Annotated in this window: 14 protein-coding genes and 1 other annotated feature; of the genes, 4 read left to right on the plus strand and 10 right to left on the minus strand. The window is 44.8% G+C overall.

Translation table 11 applies throughout. The features are described from left to right. Positions 1-86: 86 nt before the first annotated feature. Positions 87-452: an Asp23/Gls24 family envelope stress response protein gene (locus tag NLX78_RS07100; RefSeq protein WP_013310912.1), complete on the minus strand. Its 366-nt coding sequence runs from the start codon at positions 450-452 to the stop codon at positions 87-89. Positions 453-644: 192 nt separating this feature from the next. Between NLX78_RS07100 and cax the strand changes: the two genes are divergently transcribed. Continuing rightward, complete coding sequence (gene cax / locus NLX78_RS07105; RefSeq protein ID WP_254349991.1) at positions 645-1,715, plus strand: calcium/proton exchanger; 1,071 nt, start codon at positions 645-647, stop codon at positions 1,713-1,715. Positions 1,716-1,856: 141 nt separating this feature from the next. On the opposite strand, the gene NLX78_RS07110 is transcribed toward cax, so the two are convergent. From NLX78_RS07110 to NLX78_RS07130, 5 genes are all read right to left on the minus strand, one after another. Continuing rightward, positions 1,857-2,147: an Fpa/YlaN family protein gene (locus tag NLX78_RS07110; RefSeq protein WP_007431028.1), complete on the minus strand. Its 291-nt coding sequence runs from the start codon at positions 2,145-2,147 to the stop codon at positions 1,857-1,859. A 141-nt stretch (positions 2,148-2,288) separates the two neighbouring features. Next, positions 2,289-2,531 carry an HPr family phosphocarrier protein gene (locus tag NLX78_RS07115; RefSeq protein ID WP_013310915.1) on the minus strand — a complete coding sequence of 81 codons (243 nt, stop codon included), beginning with the start codon at positions 2,529-2,531 and terminating at the stop codon, positions 2,289-2,291. An 89-nt stretch (positions 2,532-2,620) separates the two neighbouring features. Beyond that, positions 2,621-3,736: an aminopeptidase gene (locus tag NLX78_RS07120; RefSeq protein WP_013310916.1), complete on the minus strand. Its 1,116-nt coding sequence runs from the start codon at positions 3,734-3,736 to the stop codon at positions 2,621-2,623. Between the two features lie 75 nt (positions 3,737-3,811). Next, the gene (locus NLX78_RS07125; protein ID WP_165177530.1) at positions 3,812-4,636 is read right to left on the minus strand and encodes a hypothetical protein; all 825 of its coding nucleotides are present in this window, start codon (positions 4,634-4,636) and stop codon (positions 3,812-3,814) included. A gap of 218 nt (positions 4,637-4,854) precedes the next feature. Then, entirely contained in the window at positions 4,855-6,840 is a 1,986-nt protein-coding gene (locus NLX78_RS07130) for a sensor domain-containing diguanylate cyclase (protein WP_254349992.1), read from the minus strand. Between the two features lie 436 nt (positions 6,841-7,276). On the opposite strand from NLX78_RS07130, the gene rpsD reads away from it, so the two are divergent. Next, a complete protein-coding gene (gene rpsD, locus NLX78_RS07135; RefSeq protein ID WP_061829003.1) occupies positions 7,277-7,876 on the plus strand; it encodes a 30S ribosomal protein S4 in 600 nt (199 codons plus the stop codon). A gap of 78 nt (positions 7,877-7,954) precedes the next feature. Here the strand turns inward: rpsD and NLX78_RS07140 are convergent, their stop codons facing one another. Continuing rightward, positions 7,955-8,824 (minus strand): AraC family transcriptional regulator, encoded by an 870-nt coding sequence (locus NLX78_RS07140; RefSeq protein WP_254349993.1) that lies wholly within the window; start codon positions 8,822-8,824, stop codon positions 7,955-7,957. 201 nt (positions 8,825-9,025) lie between these two features. After that, complete coding sequence (gene tyrS, locus NLX78_RS07145; RefSeq protein ID WP_069289895.1) at positions 9,026-10,279, minus strand: tyrosine--tRNA ligase; 1,254 nt, start codon at positions 10,277-10,279, stop codon at positions 9,026-9,028. 66 nt (positions 10,280-10,345) lie between these two features. After that, positions 10,346-10,612 (minus strand) — a binding site (T-box leader). A 135-nt stretch (positions 10,613-10,747) separates the two neighbouring features. Between tyrS and NLX78_RS07150 the strand changes: the two genes are divergently transcribed. Further along, positions 10,748-13,771, plus strand: a complete 3,024-nt coding sequence (locus tag NLX78_RS07150; RefSeq protein ID WP_254349994.1) for a transglycosylase domain-containing protein — start codon at positions 10,748-10,750, stop codon at positions 13,769-13,771. 123 nt (positions 13,772-13,894) lie between these two features. On the opposite strand, the gene acsA is transcribed toward NLX78_RS07150, so the two are convergent. Then, positions 13,895-15,610 carry an acetate--CoA ligase gene (gene acsA, locus NLX78_RS07155; protein WP_165177400.1) on the minus strand — a complete coding sequence of 572 codons (1,716 nt, stop codon included), beginning with the start codon at positions 15,608-15,610 and terminating at the stop codon, positions 13,895-13,897. 239 nt (positions 15,611-15,849) lie between these two features. Between acsA and NLX78_RS07160 the strand changes: the two genes are divergently transcribed. Further along, positions 15,850-16,482 (plus strand): GNAT family N-acetyltransferase, encoded by a 633-nt coding sequence (locus tag NLX78_RS07160; protein ID WP_061828998.1) that lies wholly within the window; start codon positions 15,850-15,852, stop codon positions 16,480-16,482. A gap of 12 nt (positions 16,483-16,494) precedes the next feature. Here NLX78_RS07160 and NLX78_RS07165 read toward each other — a convergent pair whose 3' ends face one another. Then, on the minus strand, positions 16,495-17,193 hold the full coding sequence (locus tag NLX78_RS07165) for a 5'-methylthioadenosine/adenosylhomocysteine nucleosidase (protein WP_061828997.1): 699 nt from the start codon (positions 17,191-17,193) through the stop codon (positions 16,495-16,497). Between the last annotated feature and the right edge of the window lie 24 nt (positions 17,194-17,217).

Here is a 17,217-nt window from a genome sequence, read left to right on the forward strand (position 1 = left end):
TCGTGTTTTTATTCGGGTTATCCCACGGAATTTCCCGACATGTATACAATTGGTTAAAAATGTCAATTGGTCGGTTCCTGATTCTTTTACACTGCGTCGTCCTTGAACGCGACACCTTCCACTTTTACGTTCACTTCCACGACCCGCAAACCCGTCATACTTTCGACGGCTTCTCGCACATTTTGCTGAAGAATTCGGGACACCTCATGAATAGGTGTTTCGTAGAGCACGATAATACGTAGATCAATGGCAGCTTCCAGCTGTCCAACCTCCACTGATACGCCTTTTTGTACATTTTTACCGCTCAGCCTTTTGGCCCAGCCTTCCGATAAACCGCCTGACATTGCAGCAATGCCCGGTGTCTCTAATGCGGCCATCCCGGCAATTTTACCTACGACATCGTTGGAAATCTTGATGTTTCCTGCTTCCAGTTGTTGAATTTGCTCTGCCATGACCTATGTCCCCCTTCATCCATCCTTTATTTGTATTGTAAAGCCTCAGCCACTCCAAATGCAAACCCTACGTATGAAAAACAACTTTCGTTTACAACCTATATCATTTTGGGTATATTAATTTAGAAAATCCATACAAGTGACAGCTTTCGCCAAACTTGTACACATCTATTGATATCGAGGTGCTCTTCATTGAAAAAATGGTTATCTCCCGCTTTGCTCATAGCGACATTTGCTCTTAGCGCAGTCGCTCATTACACCCATTGGAATGCTATAGCCCAATTTGTCATTTGTGCAATTTCTGTTGTATTCGTAGCCGGTTTTCTCGGCAGGGCGACCGAAAGTGTCGCGCATTATGCTGGCCAACGTCTAGGTGGGTTCTTAAATGCCACCTTTGGTAACGCAGCCGAACTGATCATCGCCATCTTTCTCGTTAAAGAAGGTCTTTACGATATGGTAAAGGCCAGTCTTACCGGTTCCATCATCGGTAATCTGCTGCTGGTGCTCGGAGCAAGTCTGTTCGCTGGCGGTTTGAAGTACAAAGTGCAAAATTTCAATGTATCGCTGGCTGGATTAAGTGGTTCTCTGATGATTGTGGCTGTTATTGCCTTGTTCGTTCCAGCTGTCTTTCTGAACACACACGTTATCACAGATAGCGAATCAGATACGCTCAGCCTGATTGTCGCAGGCACGCTCATTGTCGCGTATATTGCGTGGCTTATTTTTTCTATGATTACGCATAAGGACTATTTAGCTGACGTGACCGAACAAAAAGATGAAGAATTGCCACATGAGCATACCCCTGTGTGGTCCAGAAACAAATCCATTGCCTATTTGGTACTCGCTACCGTCATGGTCGCTTTTGTCAGCGAATGGCTGGTAGGTACACTGGAGGTGTTTACAACCCAATTTGGGCTCAGCGAATTGTTCGTAGGTGCCTTCCTCGTCGCTATTATTGGTAATGCAGCAGAACATAGCGCTGCTATTTTACTGGCGATGAAAAACAAAATCGGTGCATCGGTCGAAATAGCTGTCGGCAGCAGTTTGCAAATTGCGCTATTTGTTGCCCCTGTGCTGATTTTTGTCAGTTACTTTATGGGAAACACGATGAATATTGTTTTCACCACTATTGAGCTGGTCGCCATTGCTGTCGCTGTATTTATCGCCAAATCCATCACCCAGGACGGCTCAACCAACTGGTATGAGGGACTCATGCTACTGGTAGTGTATGTATTGTTAGGTGTATCCTTCTTCCTTGTGTAGCTTTTAAGGTTTTAAAATGTGCATTAGGATGGTGGAAGGGCGAGGCGCTTTTGCCATCCTAAAGGAACATTTTTTTAAAAAAAGGCATCAAAAAAAGCATGCTCTCAAACTCCGCATGCTCTCATCAATTCAACCGTCTTCCTAATTGGCCTTATTATTCATGGCCTCATATAGAATAGCCAGATTGCGTTCCAGCTCACTGACCAGCTGTTTACCTACCATTTCTGGAAGAAGTCCAGCGCGAACCGCAAAATCCACTTCCTTGGAAAATCCGTACATCTGAGTATCCAGCACTTCCTCATAGAGAGGGCAATAACGGGTTGCCAGATTCTCCATCTGTACTTCAATAAGCTTCTTTATTTTATCTGCATCTTCCTGAAGCAGATTAATAGCCTTGATATTCAATTGTTCCTGCAAATCAGATGAAGTCATGGATTCTTCCCCCCTATGTCTCAATGTCGCACAAGACGTCCTATCCTTAATATTAGACCAAATTGCAGGCTAATACAAGAACCTGACAAAAAAAGCATCCCTACAGTTACAGGTAGGGATGCTTTTGCTTCAAGAATAAAGTTAGCTGGCTACTGAAATATGAAGTCCGTGCTTCTCGAATACCTCGATGATCGCTTTCTTAGCTTCCTCCGCATCTGGTCCATGAACGTGTAGTTCATAGCTATGGCTGCTGACTAGGGTCGTAAACAAGCCCAGTATACTTTTCACATCAATATACTTATTTTCGGAATGAAGGACGATGGAAGAGGTGAACTTGCTCGCCGTCTGTGCAATTTCAACAACCGCCGCGTTATTATTGGACATAGAGATCCCTCGCTTTACTGAATTGTCATGTATCGTTACTCACCCATAATAATACATTGAAATCGCTTTCTCAGCAAGAACGGATATCGTTATTTTAAATTCTCAGGGTTTAATGGCTCCAGCTCAGGCAGAACAAAGATGCCGTCTTTACGAATCAAAACATCGTCAAAATAAATTTCACCACCGCCATATTCTGGACGCTGAATCAACACCAAATCCCAGTGGATCGATGAACGATTACCGTTATCCGCTGTTTCATAAGCTTGACCCGGTGTAAAATGCAAGCTGCCGGCGATTTTCTCGTCAAACAAAATATCCTTCATTGGATGTAAAATGTGCGGATTAAATCCGATGGCAAACTCGCCAATATAACGTGCTCCCTCGTCAGAATCGAGAATATCATTCAGCCGCTTCGTATCGTTACTCGTCGCTTCCACAATCTTACCATTTTCAAAACGGAATTTAACATTTTCAAAAGTAATACCATTATACAAGGTTTGTGCATTGTAGCTGATAGTTCCGTTTACGGAATCACGTACAGGCGCGCTGTATACTTCGCCATCCGGGATATTGCATTGACCTGAACACTTGATAGCTCCGATTTGCTTAATAGAGAAATTCAAATCCGTACCCGGTCCGCTGATCCGTACCTTGTCCGTCCGATTCATCAGGTCTGCCAATGCATCTTGAGCTTTGTCCATTTTTGCATAATCCAGATTACACACATCGAAATAAAAATCTTCGAACGCTTCTGTGCTGATATTCGCCAATTGAGCCATGCTGTCATTCGGATAACGCAGCACTACCCATTTAGTGTGTTTCACCCGTTGTTCGCTATGTACCGCATGCTGATAAATGGAATTATACATTTTCATTTTATCTTCCGGCACATCTGACAGATCATTTACATTTTCACCTGCACGTATTCCGATGTAGCAGTGCATTTGCTTCATCCGGTTAAGGTCAATCTCAGCCCAGGTCTCCAGCATCTCCTTTGTCGCGTGACGAAGCATGGCGCTCTGTACCTTACGGTCTGTAAGTTGTACAAAAACATTTCCACCTTTTTTACCAACTTCATGAATGATGGCGTTAAGCAAGTCGCGCTCTGTACCAATCATTTCGATCAATACATTTTCTCCAGGCTGCACTTCAACAGAGTAACCGACCAGATTTTCTGCCAGCTTAAGTATTCTAGGATCTTTCATGTAGTTCTCTCCTTCTCTATTTCATTCTTTTTGAACAATGGTTAATTCAAAATTCATTGTATCATGCCCGCCACGTTACTTGTAGTCCTTAAAAGTAACTCTGGTTATCAAAGCCTCTTGATGCAGCTCTTCATTCGCTCCTTGTCGGGAAATCCTGCATTCCGATGAAAGCTTTAAGGGTAAACCTGTTTGACGATCTATGGTCAGATGATACACAGTACGCACAATGGATTGCTCCAGCTGGTTGCTCATATCCTCACAACTTTGTGCCCATATTTGGCTCAACTTCTTTTGTAGTTCTCGATTCGTTCCTGTATGCTGCGTTTTTAATATCCCGATTTGAGGGTTTAAAGTATTCATTTCTTTTATTAAACGATCTTTCAACCAGCGCTTTGCCGAAGCTGATTCCGGTTCAATCCTCAACACCCAAGTTCCCCGGGCAGCTCCCGTTTCCATACGAATGCTCTTATTCAGTGTATTTAATTCCTCAAGCTCCTGAATCGGATTGAAGCGATTTAACATACCATTTCCAACCAGAGGGGGATAACCGGATGTCAGCGCAACCCATTTTCCACTCTGACGAAGAAAACGTTCTTGTGTAACATCATGCTCGGACTTACCTTGTTGCAGAGCTGCGTAGCCACCTTGCTTACGAAAAGCCACTGCAGAACCCCAGTGCATGGTCAATTCATCGTGATTTCTTAGCCTACCGCGATATTCAAACTGCTTATTCGTCGGCAGACCACTGTCAGCTCTAATTGCAGTCCGTCCAGTAAACGTTACCATCTCTTTGCCGGCCATTCCTGCAACAGCTCTCTTAAAAATCTGCTCAGGAGTATATTGTCGATCCAGTGCACAACCACTTAACACACCTATTACAAGGAACACACAAACCTGCATCACCCATTGCTTTCTCCAATGCATCCATCATCCGTCCTATCCTGAACATAACTATACTCATGAGCAATAAGCCTGCTTCAAGGCAGTTATGCTACCTGGTTCACTTTATCGTGTTTTCCCTATAATTCAATCATACACACGATATAGCTACGTTTAGGATTACCTGTCTGCAATGGGTTATGCAAGACAAAAAGAGAACATTCCCTATGGAATATTCTCTACACATTGGCTACATGATCAACAACTATTCGATTGCGTCCTTCATTTTTCGCTTCGTACAAGGCCATATCAGCCCTATAAAATAAAGATTCAATACTGATCTGCTCATCCAGCCAGTTCCATTCAGCAATCCCGCAAGAAACAGTCACCTGAGGCTCGGTTTCATGCTGCACACGGTAACGTATTTTTTCTGCATATTCGAGCGCCTGCTGAACCCCCAGCTGTGGTAAATAAATGGCAAGCTCCTCGCCGCCCCATCTTGCACATACATCCTCATCGCGAGTCGCCGAACGAACGATATTGCTGACGCTTTTCAAAATTTCGTCACCCGTCTGATGCCCATGCGTATCATTCACCTGTTTGAATTGATCAATATCTACCAAAATAAGAGATCCACAGAAATCCTTTTCCTGATGTTGCTGAATGATTTGGTCCACATAGTGACGTACATACAGACCTGTTAACATATCCATATTAGCCAACCGCCGCACTTCAGCGTGCAGCATAGCATTGGTTACCGCCAATCCGATATGAGGGGCTAGCATTTGCAGCATTTTGTAATTATCGTAAGAGAAAGAGTGTGGAAGCTTGCTGGACAATAGTATAACCCCTTTAGGAGTATCGCTGGTCTTCATAGGTACAGCCATCAAAGACTGGGAGTCTGTCGCATCCATAAAATGAGAGGATATCTTTCCATCCTTTCTATAGTCCGACACAATCACTGGTTCTCCTGTTAAGCGTATCAGCCCAGCAAATCCATCTTTAAGAGGGTAACTTTCCAGTCTTAAGCTTTCCACATTACTCGACATGACATTAAAACAGTTTCCATCCTGATCAAGCTGTACAATACAACAAAAGTCCGCCATGAACATTTTTAATAACTCCTGCACGGCAAATTCAAATATTTCATTTAACTTCAGGCTCTGATTCAAGCGCTGAACCAGTTCATTAATGAGACGCAATTCATGGATAAGTACATTCGATTGCTCAAGCAGCTTCGCATTTTCAAATGCAGTACCAGCCGTATCCGCCATCATGGCAATCAGCTCTACATCCACTTTTTTCATACTATCCGCACCCGATGGAAGAATCATATGGAAAACACCGTATACACCCTGCTTGCCACGTAATGGGATGGCGATTTCAGTTATTTCATCTTGTGTACCGACAGGCTCGTTCACAGCCATTTGCCCTTTCATAAATGCACGGACGCATACATCTTCATCCCGTTCATGCAGCAGCAAAGGTTTGACCTGCGGATTGCGACTGTGTCGATCCTGACTCATGTACAAGATGATATCTACATGGGGAAACAAATAGGCGATGCTCCCGAATACCTCATCCAGCACGCCTTCCACGTCAATTTTGTCATGCATCCGTTTTACAATCTGAAATAAAATAGAACGGCGTCTACCTTCACGATCGCTTCGATTCTGCATCCCAAGGATATCTTCCATAAATATGTACTCAAACTTCGAGTAAAAGCAGGATTTAAAATGTAAAGCAGCTACTAATAATGTGTCCTGATTTGAGACAGAATGTTGAGCAGGCCGTGTAAAACGAAGAGCGGCAAAGGGCTCCCTCTTATAATTACGACATAGTATGGGAACCATATACACAAACGCAAGGCTTCCATCACGAAGTTTGCGCTGGCTCACTTCCATCTCTCTAGATATGCAACAACGTTCGACCAAATCCAAATCCTCGTCATCATCTTCTTCCCTACCAGCAACACGAACACCTATAAAATTAAAAACAGCAGTATACTCTTCGTTAATCCAGGATATACCATTGCTCTGCTGTAACCAACTCCGATATCCTTGGACAAGAAGCTGATTAATATAGGGGAAATCATAGGGTGTCATATCCATGTTCTGGAGCCAGGCAAAAGACGTATATCCTTTATCATCAAACAGCGGAGCACCGCTAGCCTGGACTGTTTTACTGTCAAGCATTTGCTGATCCGTTGTTGAAAATTCCGACATATTAAGGCGCTCCTTCACAGCAAAGTTAGCTGTACCAAGACAGCGGCTATACACCACTATAGCTCATAATATGATCTATTTTACTCTCAACTTTAGAAATTTGCATCCATTTTTCAGAAATTCGTCCCACTCTTTTAGTTCTAAAGCCCTATCGACAAATTTTGACGTTTTCATTCTTTTTCTCTTCTTGACATTGACCTACTCTTACATATAGTATATATTATTGAAAAAGACTGTACGGCAGAACTATCTACTGTGCGGATCTTAAATTTTGGGCGTAACAGTTTGTGTCACCCTCATCTTTTTTGTTGCTGACAGGACAGCGGCTGAACTTTTCTGTCAGTAGTGCGTCTTACCTTAATAGGTAGCGCCGAACAAATTGGAGCGCAAAGAGAGCCCCAACTCAAATTTTAATTATGAAGGAGTTAACTCTATAATGGCACGTTACACTGGTCCTAAATTTAAATTGAGCCGTCGTCTCGGTATTTCTCTGAGCGGCACAGGTAAAGAATTGAAACGCCCTTTCCCTCCGGGACAACATGGTGCAAACCAACGGAGAAAAATCAGCAACTACGGTATGCAGCTTCAAGAGAAACAAAAGCTGCGTCACATGTACGGCTTGGGTGAAAAACAATTCCGTACCCTGTTCAACAAAGCTCAACACATGCACGGTATCGCTGGTGAAAACTTTATGTTCTTGCTGGAAAGCCGTCTGGACAACCTTGTATTCCGTCTTGGCTTTGCTAATTCCCGTGCAGGCGCACGTCAATTGGTAGCTCACGGTCACGTTACTGTGAACGGTAAAAAAGTTGACATCGCTTCTTACCAAGTAAGCCCTGGCGACGTGATCGGTCTTCGTGAAAGAAGTCGTTCCCTGTCTTCCATCAAAGAAGCTTTGGAAAACCGCAACCACTTGGCAGCTTACCTGGAGTACAATGACGCAGCTCTGGAAGGTAAATTCATTCGTTTGCCTGAGCGTGGCGAATTGTCCCAAGATATCGATGAAAAACAAATCGTCGAATTCTACAACCGCTAATCCTTGCATTAGCACCAAAAAGCACCCGAATTTATTCGGGTGCTTTTTTATATTCTCTATGCATCGAGCCTGAGGGTTTTATTCAATGGGGATGTATACCTTCATACTCAAATGATCTGGATAGCAGGAATTCATCACGTCCGTAATTTCAAAATCAGGCCCCTCCCTCCGTTCAAAATTAGAATTAGGAAGCCATGTGCCATAGATAAAGTCTCGTATATTCTGAACCCGTCCATCTGAACCCGAAGCGTCAAACTCAGCATACTTCCCTGCTGGAATCTCAATATATATGAAACCCTCTGCCAGTTCTTTTGACTCTTTTTCAACTGCCTCGCCCACCACAAATGAAAATGCACCGTTGTCTTCAAATCGACAGGCAACCCCATATGACATTCCCGGTGCAATTTTGTTCGGGATACACATAAAATATTCATTTGCTCCAAAGTGTCCATAAAATCCTGGGATTTCTTTATAGTGCTGCTCATTATTCAGGTTTGTTTTATATTCATATCCTACAATTTTGACCGTTTCGAGCTGCAATATCACCGGCTTATTCACATCCAAATCCCCCATCGTATTTTTTTGGTAGTCCAGAAAATTGATTTTACTTTGCCCAGGAAGCTCAATATCACCGTTACGATACTTCCCAGGGGTGATCCCAAAATTCTTTTCAAAAGCGCGGGTAAAAGCCTCTTGTGAGTTGTACTGATACTCAATAGCAACGTCCAACACTTTTTGATTGGATTGTTTTAGCTGTTCAGCCGCCTCGGACAATCTTCTCCTTCTTATATATTGTTGAACCGTAAAACCCGAAATGGCCTGAAAAACCCGCTGGAAATGAAAAGCTGAAAAGCATGCCTGTGAAGCAATATCGGCAATTTTTAGATCCTCCCGGAGATTCAATTCAATAAACTCAATCGCACACTGAATTCGTTTAAAGTAGTCCATATAATCCTTCCCCGCACTTGTAATTGTTTTGGTTATCGATCCTACACCCAAATTGTGCAACCCACGTTTTCATTATGTATAACTCTTTACCTACATGTTTGATTATTTGTGCTAAGTTTACCATGACTTTTCACTTTGCAGAAATAAAAAAGCAGCGCTGAGATCGATACAATCTCAGCGCTGCTTTTGAATATATTTTCATTATCCAAGCTTGATTTTAGCAAATTTCCGTTTACCTACCTGCACAATGTCGCCTTCCTTCGGCATGTATGCTTCATTGACATCGGTCCATTTCTCTTCGTTAATTTTGACCGAACCCTGCTGAATACTGCGCTTGGCTTCACCGTTAGATGCTGCAAAGCCCAGATGAGTCAGCAACTGGATCACACGAATGCCACCTTCTTCTAACTGATCAGCCGTCAAGGTGAACTCTTCAATATCGTCAGGCAGTGCACGTTGCTGGAATACGGTCACAAAATGCTGCTTCGCTGCTTCCTCTGCTTCTTCACCATGGTACATGCGCACTAACGTTCCAGCCAGCTTCATTTTGGCATCACGTGGATGCACTGAGCCGTCCTTAACACCTTTCGCCAGCTCTGCCAGCTCCTCGTTGTTGATATCCGTTGCAAGCTCAAAATATTTCAGCATCAGCTCGTCAGGAACAGACATGGACTTCCCGTATATTTCGTTCGGCTCCTCATCAACACCAATGTAGTTCCCCAAACTTTTGCTCATCTTCTGGACGCCATCCAGCCCTTCAAGCAATGGTAATGTAATCGTAGCCTGCGGTTCAACTCCGTATTCTTTTTGCAGGGTTCTGCCCATTAGCAGATTAAACTTCTGATCCGTCCCCCCCAATTCAATATCGCTTTGGAGAGCCACGGAATCCATGCCCTGCATCAGCGGGTAAAAGAACTCATGGATGCTGATCGGCAATCCGTTTTGGTACCTTTTTGTAAAATCATCCCGTTCCAACATACGGGCAACCGTTACTTTGGCCGACAGGGTTACTACATCAGCAAAAGACATTGGCCCTAACCATTCGGAATTGTAGAATACCTTTGTTTTTTCAGGATCGAGAATTTTAAAAATTTGTTCCTTGTACGTTTGTGCATTACGCTGTACATCTTCCTCAGTCAGTTGCTTACGAGTTTCCGATTTACCTGTCGGATCACCAATTCTGCCTGTAAAATCTCCGATAATCAGTTGCACTTGATGGCCTAATTCCTGGAACTGGCGCAGTTTGTGCATAACAACCGTATGTCCGATGTGAATGTCGGGCGCAGACGGATCTAGACCCAGCTTAATTTTGAGTGGCTCGCCGCTAACGACCGATTTAATAACCTTACGCTTCAGCTCATCCTCAGGTACAATTTCCGCTACTCCACGACGTATCACCTCTAGCTGTCGCTCGACCTCTACCTGTTGCTCCGGCTTCAATTCTTCCCACTTCATCCTGTATACCTCCTATTTTTCATCCAAAATATAACATATTAAACAAACCAAAAAGCCCCTTTCATCCCAAGGGACGAGAAGGAGCTGCTCGCGTTACCACCCTAATTAAAGAAACGCATGTCAAAGACAGACATTTCTTTCACTTCATTCCTATAACGGGCCTACACCCGGTACTGGATTACTATGGCAGCTTCGCAAATCTGCAAATGCTTTCCATTCATCCAGACAGCTCCAGACGGTAATTCAAAGGAGGGACGCTACCGATTCACACCACCCATCGGCTCTCTGTACAACGTGAATCCGCCTTCTACTGAAGTCTTTCTCTGCTTTTCACGATATTTACTTTGACCTATTTATAACACACTGCTTTTATGTAGTCAACGACACCAAAAGACAGGCTTTTTAGCATATGGGTTCATTTTGTAATTTTATGCTATAATAATGGCTGTTATAAAGGAGGAAGACTTAATGGTTGAAGAAAAAAACAATGTATCAGAGCCAAAGCCTTCCCGCTTGCGGACAACCATGCGAAGGCTCGGCCGTGTCATAAAGTGGGTCGTCATCATCGGTTTTATGGGGGCACTATTTGCAGGAGGAGCCGCCGCCGGCTATGTTGCTTCTATTGTAAAAAGCGAACCCGTGCGTTCCAGATCCATGATCCTACAGGAAGTAGATAAGAATGCAATCACAGGCTTCGCTTATTTCAATGATGGCTCTCCCATCGGACAACTTCGGACAGAAGAAGATCGAAGACCTGTCACGTTTAAGGAGATTCCACAACTCGTCATTGACGCAGTCATTGCCATTGAAGATAATCATTTTTACGAGCATAAAGGTGTCGATCTGTCGGGAACGCTGCGTGCTGTGAAGCAAAAGGCGCTGCATGAATCCGTACAAACCGGGGGTAGTACCCTCACCCAGCAGCTTGCGCGTCGTGTCTTTCTAAATCTCGATCGCACGGATGACCGCAAGGTCAAAGAAATTTTGCTGTCGCTGCGCCTTGAGCGCTTCCTAAGCAAGCAACAAATTATTACGGCCTATCTCAATAAAGTACCTTTTGGTAACGGTTCAAGCGGTTACAACGTCTTTGGCATTAAAGCAGCGGCCAAAGGTATCTTTAATGAGAATGATCTGAACGAGCTTAATATAGCCCAGGCTGCCTATCTAGCAGGTTTGCCACAGCTTCCTTCTTCTTATTCTGCTTTCAACGGTAAGGGTGAGTTTAATGAAGCTGGCTTTAAAAGAGCCCTCAACCGCCAGCACCTGGTACTCAGTCGAATGCTGGAGGAAAACAAAATCAATAAAGCACAGTATGATGAAGCGATGGCTTTTGATATCAAAAAATCTCTCGCACCACGCACTGTTAAAGCTTATAACACCTATCCATATCTTATGATGGAAACAGAACGACAAGCTGCGCAGGCACTCATGTCTGTCACCAATCCGGGTCAAGCAGCTAATGCCAGTGCAGATACCAAGACCAAGGATGATAACGATTTACTCAAAGAAGCCGAACAGCAGCTTCGCACAGGCGGTTATATGGTGTACACCACCATTGATAAGAGCGTATACAAATCTATGCGTCAAATTGCAGAAAATAAAAACAACTTCTCTGCCACTAGTAAAACCAAGGGTGACGAACAAGCAGCGGCAATTCTGATTCAGCATAAAACAGGCGCCATTCTTGGAATGATGGAAGGTCGGGACTTCCAAAAGGAGCAGATGAATTATGCCACCCAGATGGTACGTCAGCCGGGTTCGGCAATGAAACCGATTGCTGCCTATCTCCCTGCATTGGACAGCGGTCTTGTGCAGCCTGGTAGTATCGTGGATGATGCCCCTATTATTTTGAAAGATGGCAGTAATGGATATCACATTCCGAAAAATTCTAACAACCGCTATCAAGGATTGGTCACGGCGCGTTATGCACTGAATCAATCGCTTAATACGATAGCACTCAAGCTGTTTAACGAAAAAGTAGGGATTAGCAATGCTTGGGCTTTTGCTAAAAAACTGGGTATCACCACCTTGGAATCTAGTGATAACAACGCCCAAACGGGTGTACTTGGCGGCTTAGCCCACGGGGTGACCGTCGAGGAACTCACGAATGCATATGGAGCCATTCCAAATGGCGGTGTGTTTAATGATGCCTATATGATCGAAAAGATTGTGGATTCGCAAGGCAATATTGTATATAAGCATCAGCCTAATCCTGTGCAGGCCTTCTCACCGCAAACCGCCTACCTGATGACAGATATGTTGCGTACAGCCGTGTCGGAAGGCACAGGCAGACTGGTGAAGCGGAACTTTGATCAATCCGGTAAGATTCCGATTGCCGGCAAGACAGGCACTACGCAATCCTACACTGATGTTTGGTTCGAGGGCTTTACGCCTGACGTCACACTGGGTGTATGGGTTGGTTACAAGCAACCTGTCAATAAGCTTGAAACGAAAGTCCAAAAAGAGCGGGCTCGCCGCTTATGGGCTCTAATCATGAATGAAGTAACAGCTAAAGATGCTCAGCTGTTCCAAACGGACAGCTTCAAGAGACCTGACGGCATTGTAAGCCGTACAGCATCCGCGTATGGTTCGGACATTTATAACAGTAAGTATCCACCTAAAAACAGTGAAAATGGTGTGAGCCGTGCGAAATATATTACCTACCAAGGTGTGAATTATATTCCACGCGATGGTACACCGGATGATATGTTATATGAACGGACCGTTAGGAAACGGGAAAAGTCAATCTCAGAATTGATTAAAGAGCTTCAGCAAGCCTTTAAGGTGATGAGACGACATAACTCGTTGTCCTATTATCTGCCTCAGGATGCAGATAAGGAAGCTCCTACTCAGATTGATCCACGCAAGGACGATGGAGCAGCCCCTAACGCTCCATCTAGCGCCAACGTAAGCTATAGTGACGGTAAAGCCATAATCAGCTTTAGCCCAAGCGGAAACAGCGACGTCGTAGGATACCGTCTGTATCGTTCTACAGATGGGGGTAGCTTCCAACGGCTTGGCAAGGTCGTTATGGCTGACGGCTCCAAGGTGTTTTCTGACAGCCCTGGAGGCAGCAGCTCCAGCTACTACGTGACTGCCGTTGATGTGGGCGGTCATGAGTCCGGGCCAAGCACGAAAGCAAGCGCAGCACCTGTGGTGCCACCTGCAGATTCTGAGTCTCCAAACGTTCCGGGCGAGGGAGATGGAACAGGTGCGCAGCCTACAGAGGTTCCTACTGCCCCTGGACAGCCTCAAGCTAAAGCCGCTGGCTCATCCGTAGCGCTCCAATGGAGCGCAGGTAAATCTGCAGACGCTATTACAGGCTATAACGTGTATTACAGCGAAAACGGTGCGGAGCCTTTTACAAACATAGGCTCTACCGCATCTACCAGCTTTGAATATAAGTCGGGGAAAAAGCCAAAAGGCTGGTTTCGTGTCACTTCCATGAATGCCATGGGGGAATCGGCTCCTTCCGGAGCCGTCCGTCCATAACTGAAGACAAAAGCAGAAAGTGATAGGTTGGGTGAAGATGAGATTCGCCCTAACAAAAAGGGAGTCCCCTTAGCCATTAAGGCTTTGGAGACTCCCTTTTTTAATTCTAATATGCAGAGCACTTCAATCCTCTATGGTGGATAAGTCACCTGTAGGAAGGTTAAGCTCCCAGGCTTTCAACACGCGTCTCATAATTTTACCGGAACGGGTTTTGGGTAACTTTTCCTTAAACTCAATTTCGCGTGGAGCAGCATGAGCAGACAGCCCTTCCTTAACGAAGCGATAGATGTCCTGCTTTAAAGCTTCAGACGGTGCATAGCCTTCACGCAGTGCAACAAAAGCTTTGATAATCTCTCCCCGCACGGTATCTGGTTTTCCAATAACTCCGGCTTCCGCTACAGCAGGATGCTCCAGAAGCTTGCTCTCCACCTCAAAAGGGCCGATGCGCTCCCCGGAGGAGTTAATGACATCATCAATCCTACCCTGAAACCAGAAATATCCGTCCTCATCCATGTAAGCTGAATCACCCGATACATACCAACCGGGAAAGCGGAAATATTCCTGAAACTTGTTCGGATTGTTCCATATACGATTCATCATGGATGGCCATGGTGTACGGATCGCCAAGTGGCCCATCCGGTTAGGAGGCAACACCTGCCCTCTGTCGTCCAAAATAGCAGCCTGGATACCTGGGAGTGGCTTTCCCATCGAACCTGGCTTAATCGGCAGCTCAGGGTAATTACAGATCAACTGTGCTCCTGTTTCTGTCATCCACCAAGTATCATGAATGCGTTGTGTATACACTTGCCATCCCCATCGCACCACTTCTGGATTCAGCGGTTCCCCAACGGATAAAACATGCCGCAGACTGCTAAGATCATATTTGGAAACAACCTGCTCCCCTGCGCTCATCAGCATCCGAAACGCTGTAGGAGCACTATACCATATGGTCACTTCGTGACGCTCAATCGTGCGGTACCAGTCTTCCGGGCTGAAACGCCCCCCACGAATGACATTCGTCGCTCCATTTAGCCATGGAGCAAAAATACCGTATGATGTTCCCGTGACCCAGCCAGGATCAGCAGTACACCAATACACATCATCTTCTCGCAAATCCAGCACCATTTTCCCAGTATAGTAATGCTGAATCATTGCATTTTGCACATGATACACGCCTTTGGGCTTGCCTGTTGAGCCTGATGTATAGTGAATAATTAATCCATCTTCACGATTCAACCATTCTGGCTCAAGTTCCTCTGAGGATGTGAGCATTTCTGTCTCAAAATCGATAATTCCCTGCTCGCGTTCATCCATATCACCAACCACAAAAATATGTCGCAGCTCAGGAAGCTCCTCACGTTTTACCCGTGACAGAAGCGCAGGTGTGGTCACTAATGCTACTGCCCCACTATCCTCCAATCGATCCTTAACCGCAGTTTCCATAAACGCCTCAAACAATGGACCGACAACAGCCCCTACCTTTAGAACACCAAGTAAACTAATAACCAGCTCGGGTGAACGCGGCATGAAAATAAACACCCGCTCCCCTTTACCAATACCGTATTTGCGAAGCACATTTCCGAACCTGTTAGAGCTAGCACGAAGCTGAGAGAAGGTGTAGGTTTCATGACGGTTTGCGTCACAATACAATAGTGCCGCTTTCTCCCCTCGTCCTTCCTGTACATGTCGATCAATGGCTTCATGTGCCATATTTACCTTGCCTGTTTCATACCACGTAAAATGACGCTCTGCATCTTCCCACTGAAAGTTGTTGTAAGCTTGTTCATACGGGCCCATGTTGGATGTGGGAACTACAGTCTGGAGTTCTTCAAACTTCATACGTTCAGCCTCCTCACAATAGATTAATGAGAATCACACAGAACAAGATAACGCTTACAAAATCAATAAAGCAGATGAAGCCCTTTGGTTTACTGATTGATTTAAATTGTGAACATTTTATGTCTAAAACAGTATATCATAGGTCAGGATGTGACGACCATCCTTTTCATTTAATTGTTTTTTTGCTATAAGTAGGGGATATGAGGAACGAGCTTATGGCGAACAAGGAGGGCGTACGCATGCAGCATTTAAAACTGTACCACTTGGATACGCTGGATCATAACGGACAAACAATCTATGTAGAAGGCCCCGTATCCGCGGATCAACTGCGTTCATTTCAAATGCACAAGCAATTAGATGCCTTTCGCAAACCAAAGGAACAGTTCGATGCATTAGTGGATATTTCGGAACTGCCAGAAGGCAGAATTATCATTGCCCACAACGGGGAAACTCTCCTGGGATATGTTACTTTTCATTACCCAGATGAGATGGAGCGCTGGTCGGAAGCTGGCATGAAGGATTTACTGGAACTTGGAGCTGTTGAGGTAGCCGATGACTATCGTGGTCTGGGCCTGGGTAGCAGAATGATTCGGATTGCCTTTGAGGACGGCCAGCTTGAATCCTATATTATTTTTACGACCGAATACTATTGGCATTGGGATTTAAAAGGCAGCGGTCTCTCCGTATGGGAATACCGCCGCATGATGGAACGTCTGATGAAAACTGTAGATATGGTCTGGTACGCCACGGATGATCCTGAAATATGTTCACATCCTGCTAACTGTCTGATGGTACGAATGGGAAAGGATGTGCCCCTTGCATCACAGGAGCAGTTTGACCATATCCGGTTTGTCCGAAGATTCATGTATTAAAAAATTATACCATTAGCCCAAATGCTTGAGCATGAACTCTACAATACGATGCGAACGATGTGAAGCTTCTACCGTAAATTCAGCATAATTAACGTGAGCCGATCCATCAGCCTTATCTGACATAGACCGTAGGACAACATAAGGCACAGCGTTCATATGAGCTGTCTGAGCCACAGCTGCACCTTCCATTTCGGTACAAGCACCGTCCATTTCCTGATGCAATGCAGTCACTAACTCACGACTTGCAACAAATTGATCGCCAGAAAGTACCTTGCCGACAATATAACGATCGCCAAATGATTTGCAGGCTTGCTCAGCTAGACTTACAAGCTCGGGATCAGCCACAAACTCTGAGGTGTCCTGATAAGGAATGACCCCTCTGGCATAACCCAAAGGCGTTACATCCATATCATGCTGCATACATGTTGATGAGATGACAATATCCCCAATGTTTAAATCGGGATGAACTGCCCCTGCCACTCCCGTAAATATAATCTGTTCTACACCAAAATGATCAATCAGGATTTGTGTTGTTACCGCAGCATTAACCTTGCCTACACCGGATTTGCAGACAACGACTCTTTGCCCGTGAATGATTCCTGTAGTGTATGTGATTCCAGCCTTGACCGTCTTGCTTGCTTCCGTCATCGCTGCCAGCAGCAATTCAATTTCTTCATCCATAGCACCCATTAATCCGTAAAGTCGGCTCATTACGCATCCCTCTATTCTTGGTTT

The sequence above is a fragment of the Paenibacillus sp. Lou8.1 genome, assembly GCF_024213565.1.
GTDB lineage: Bacteria > Bacillota > Bacilli > Paenibacillales > Paenibacillaceae > Paenibacillus > Paenibacillus polymyxa_B.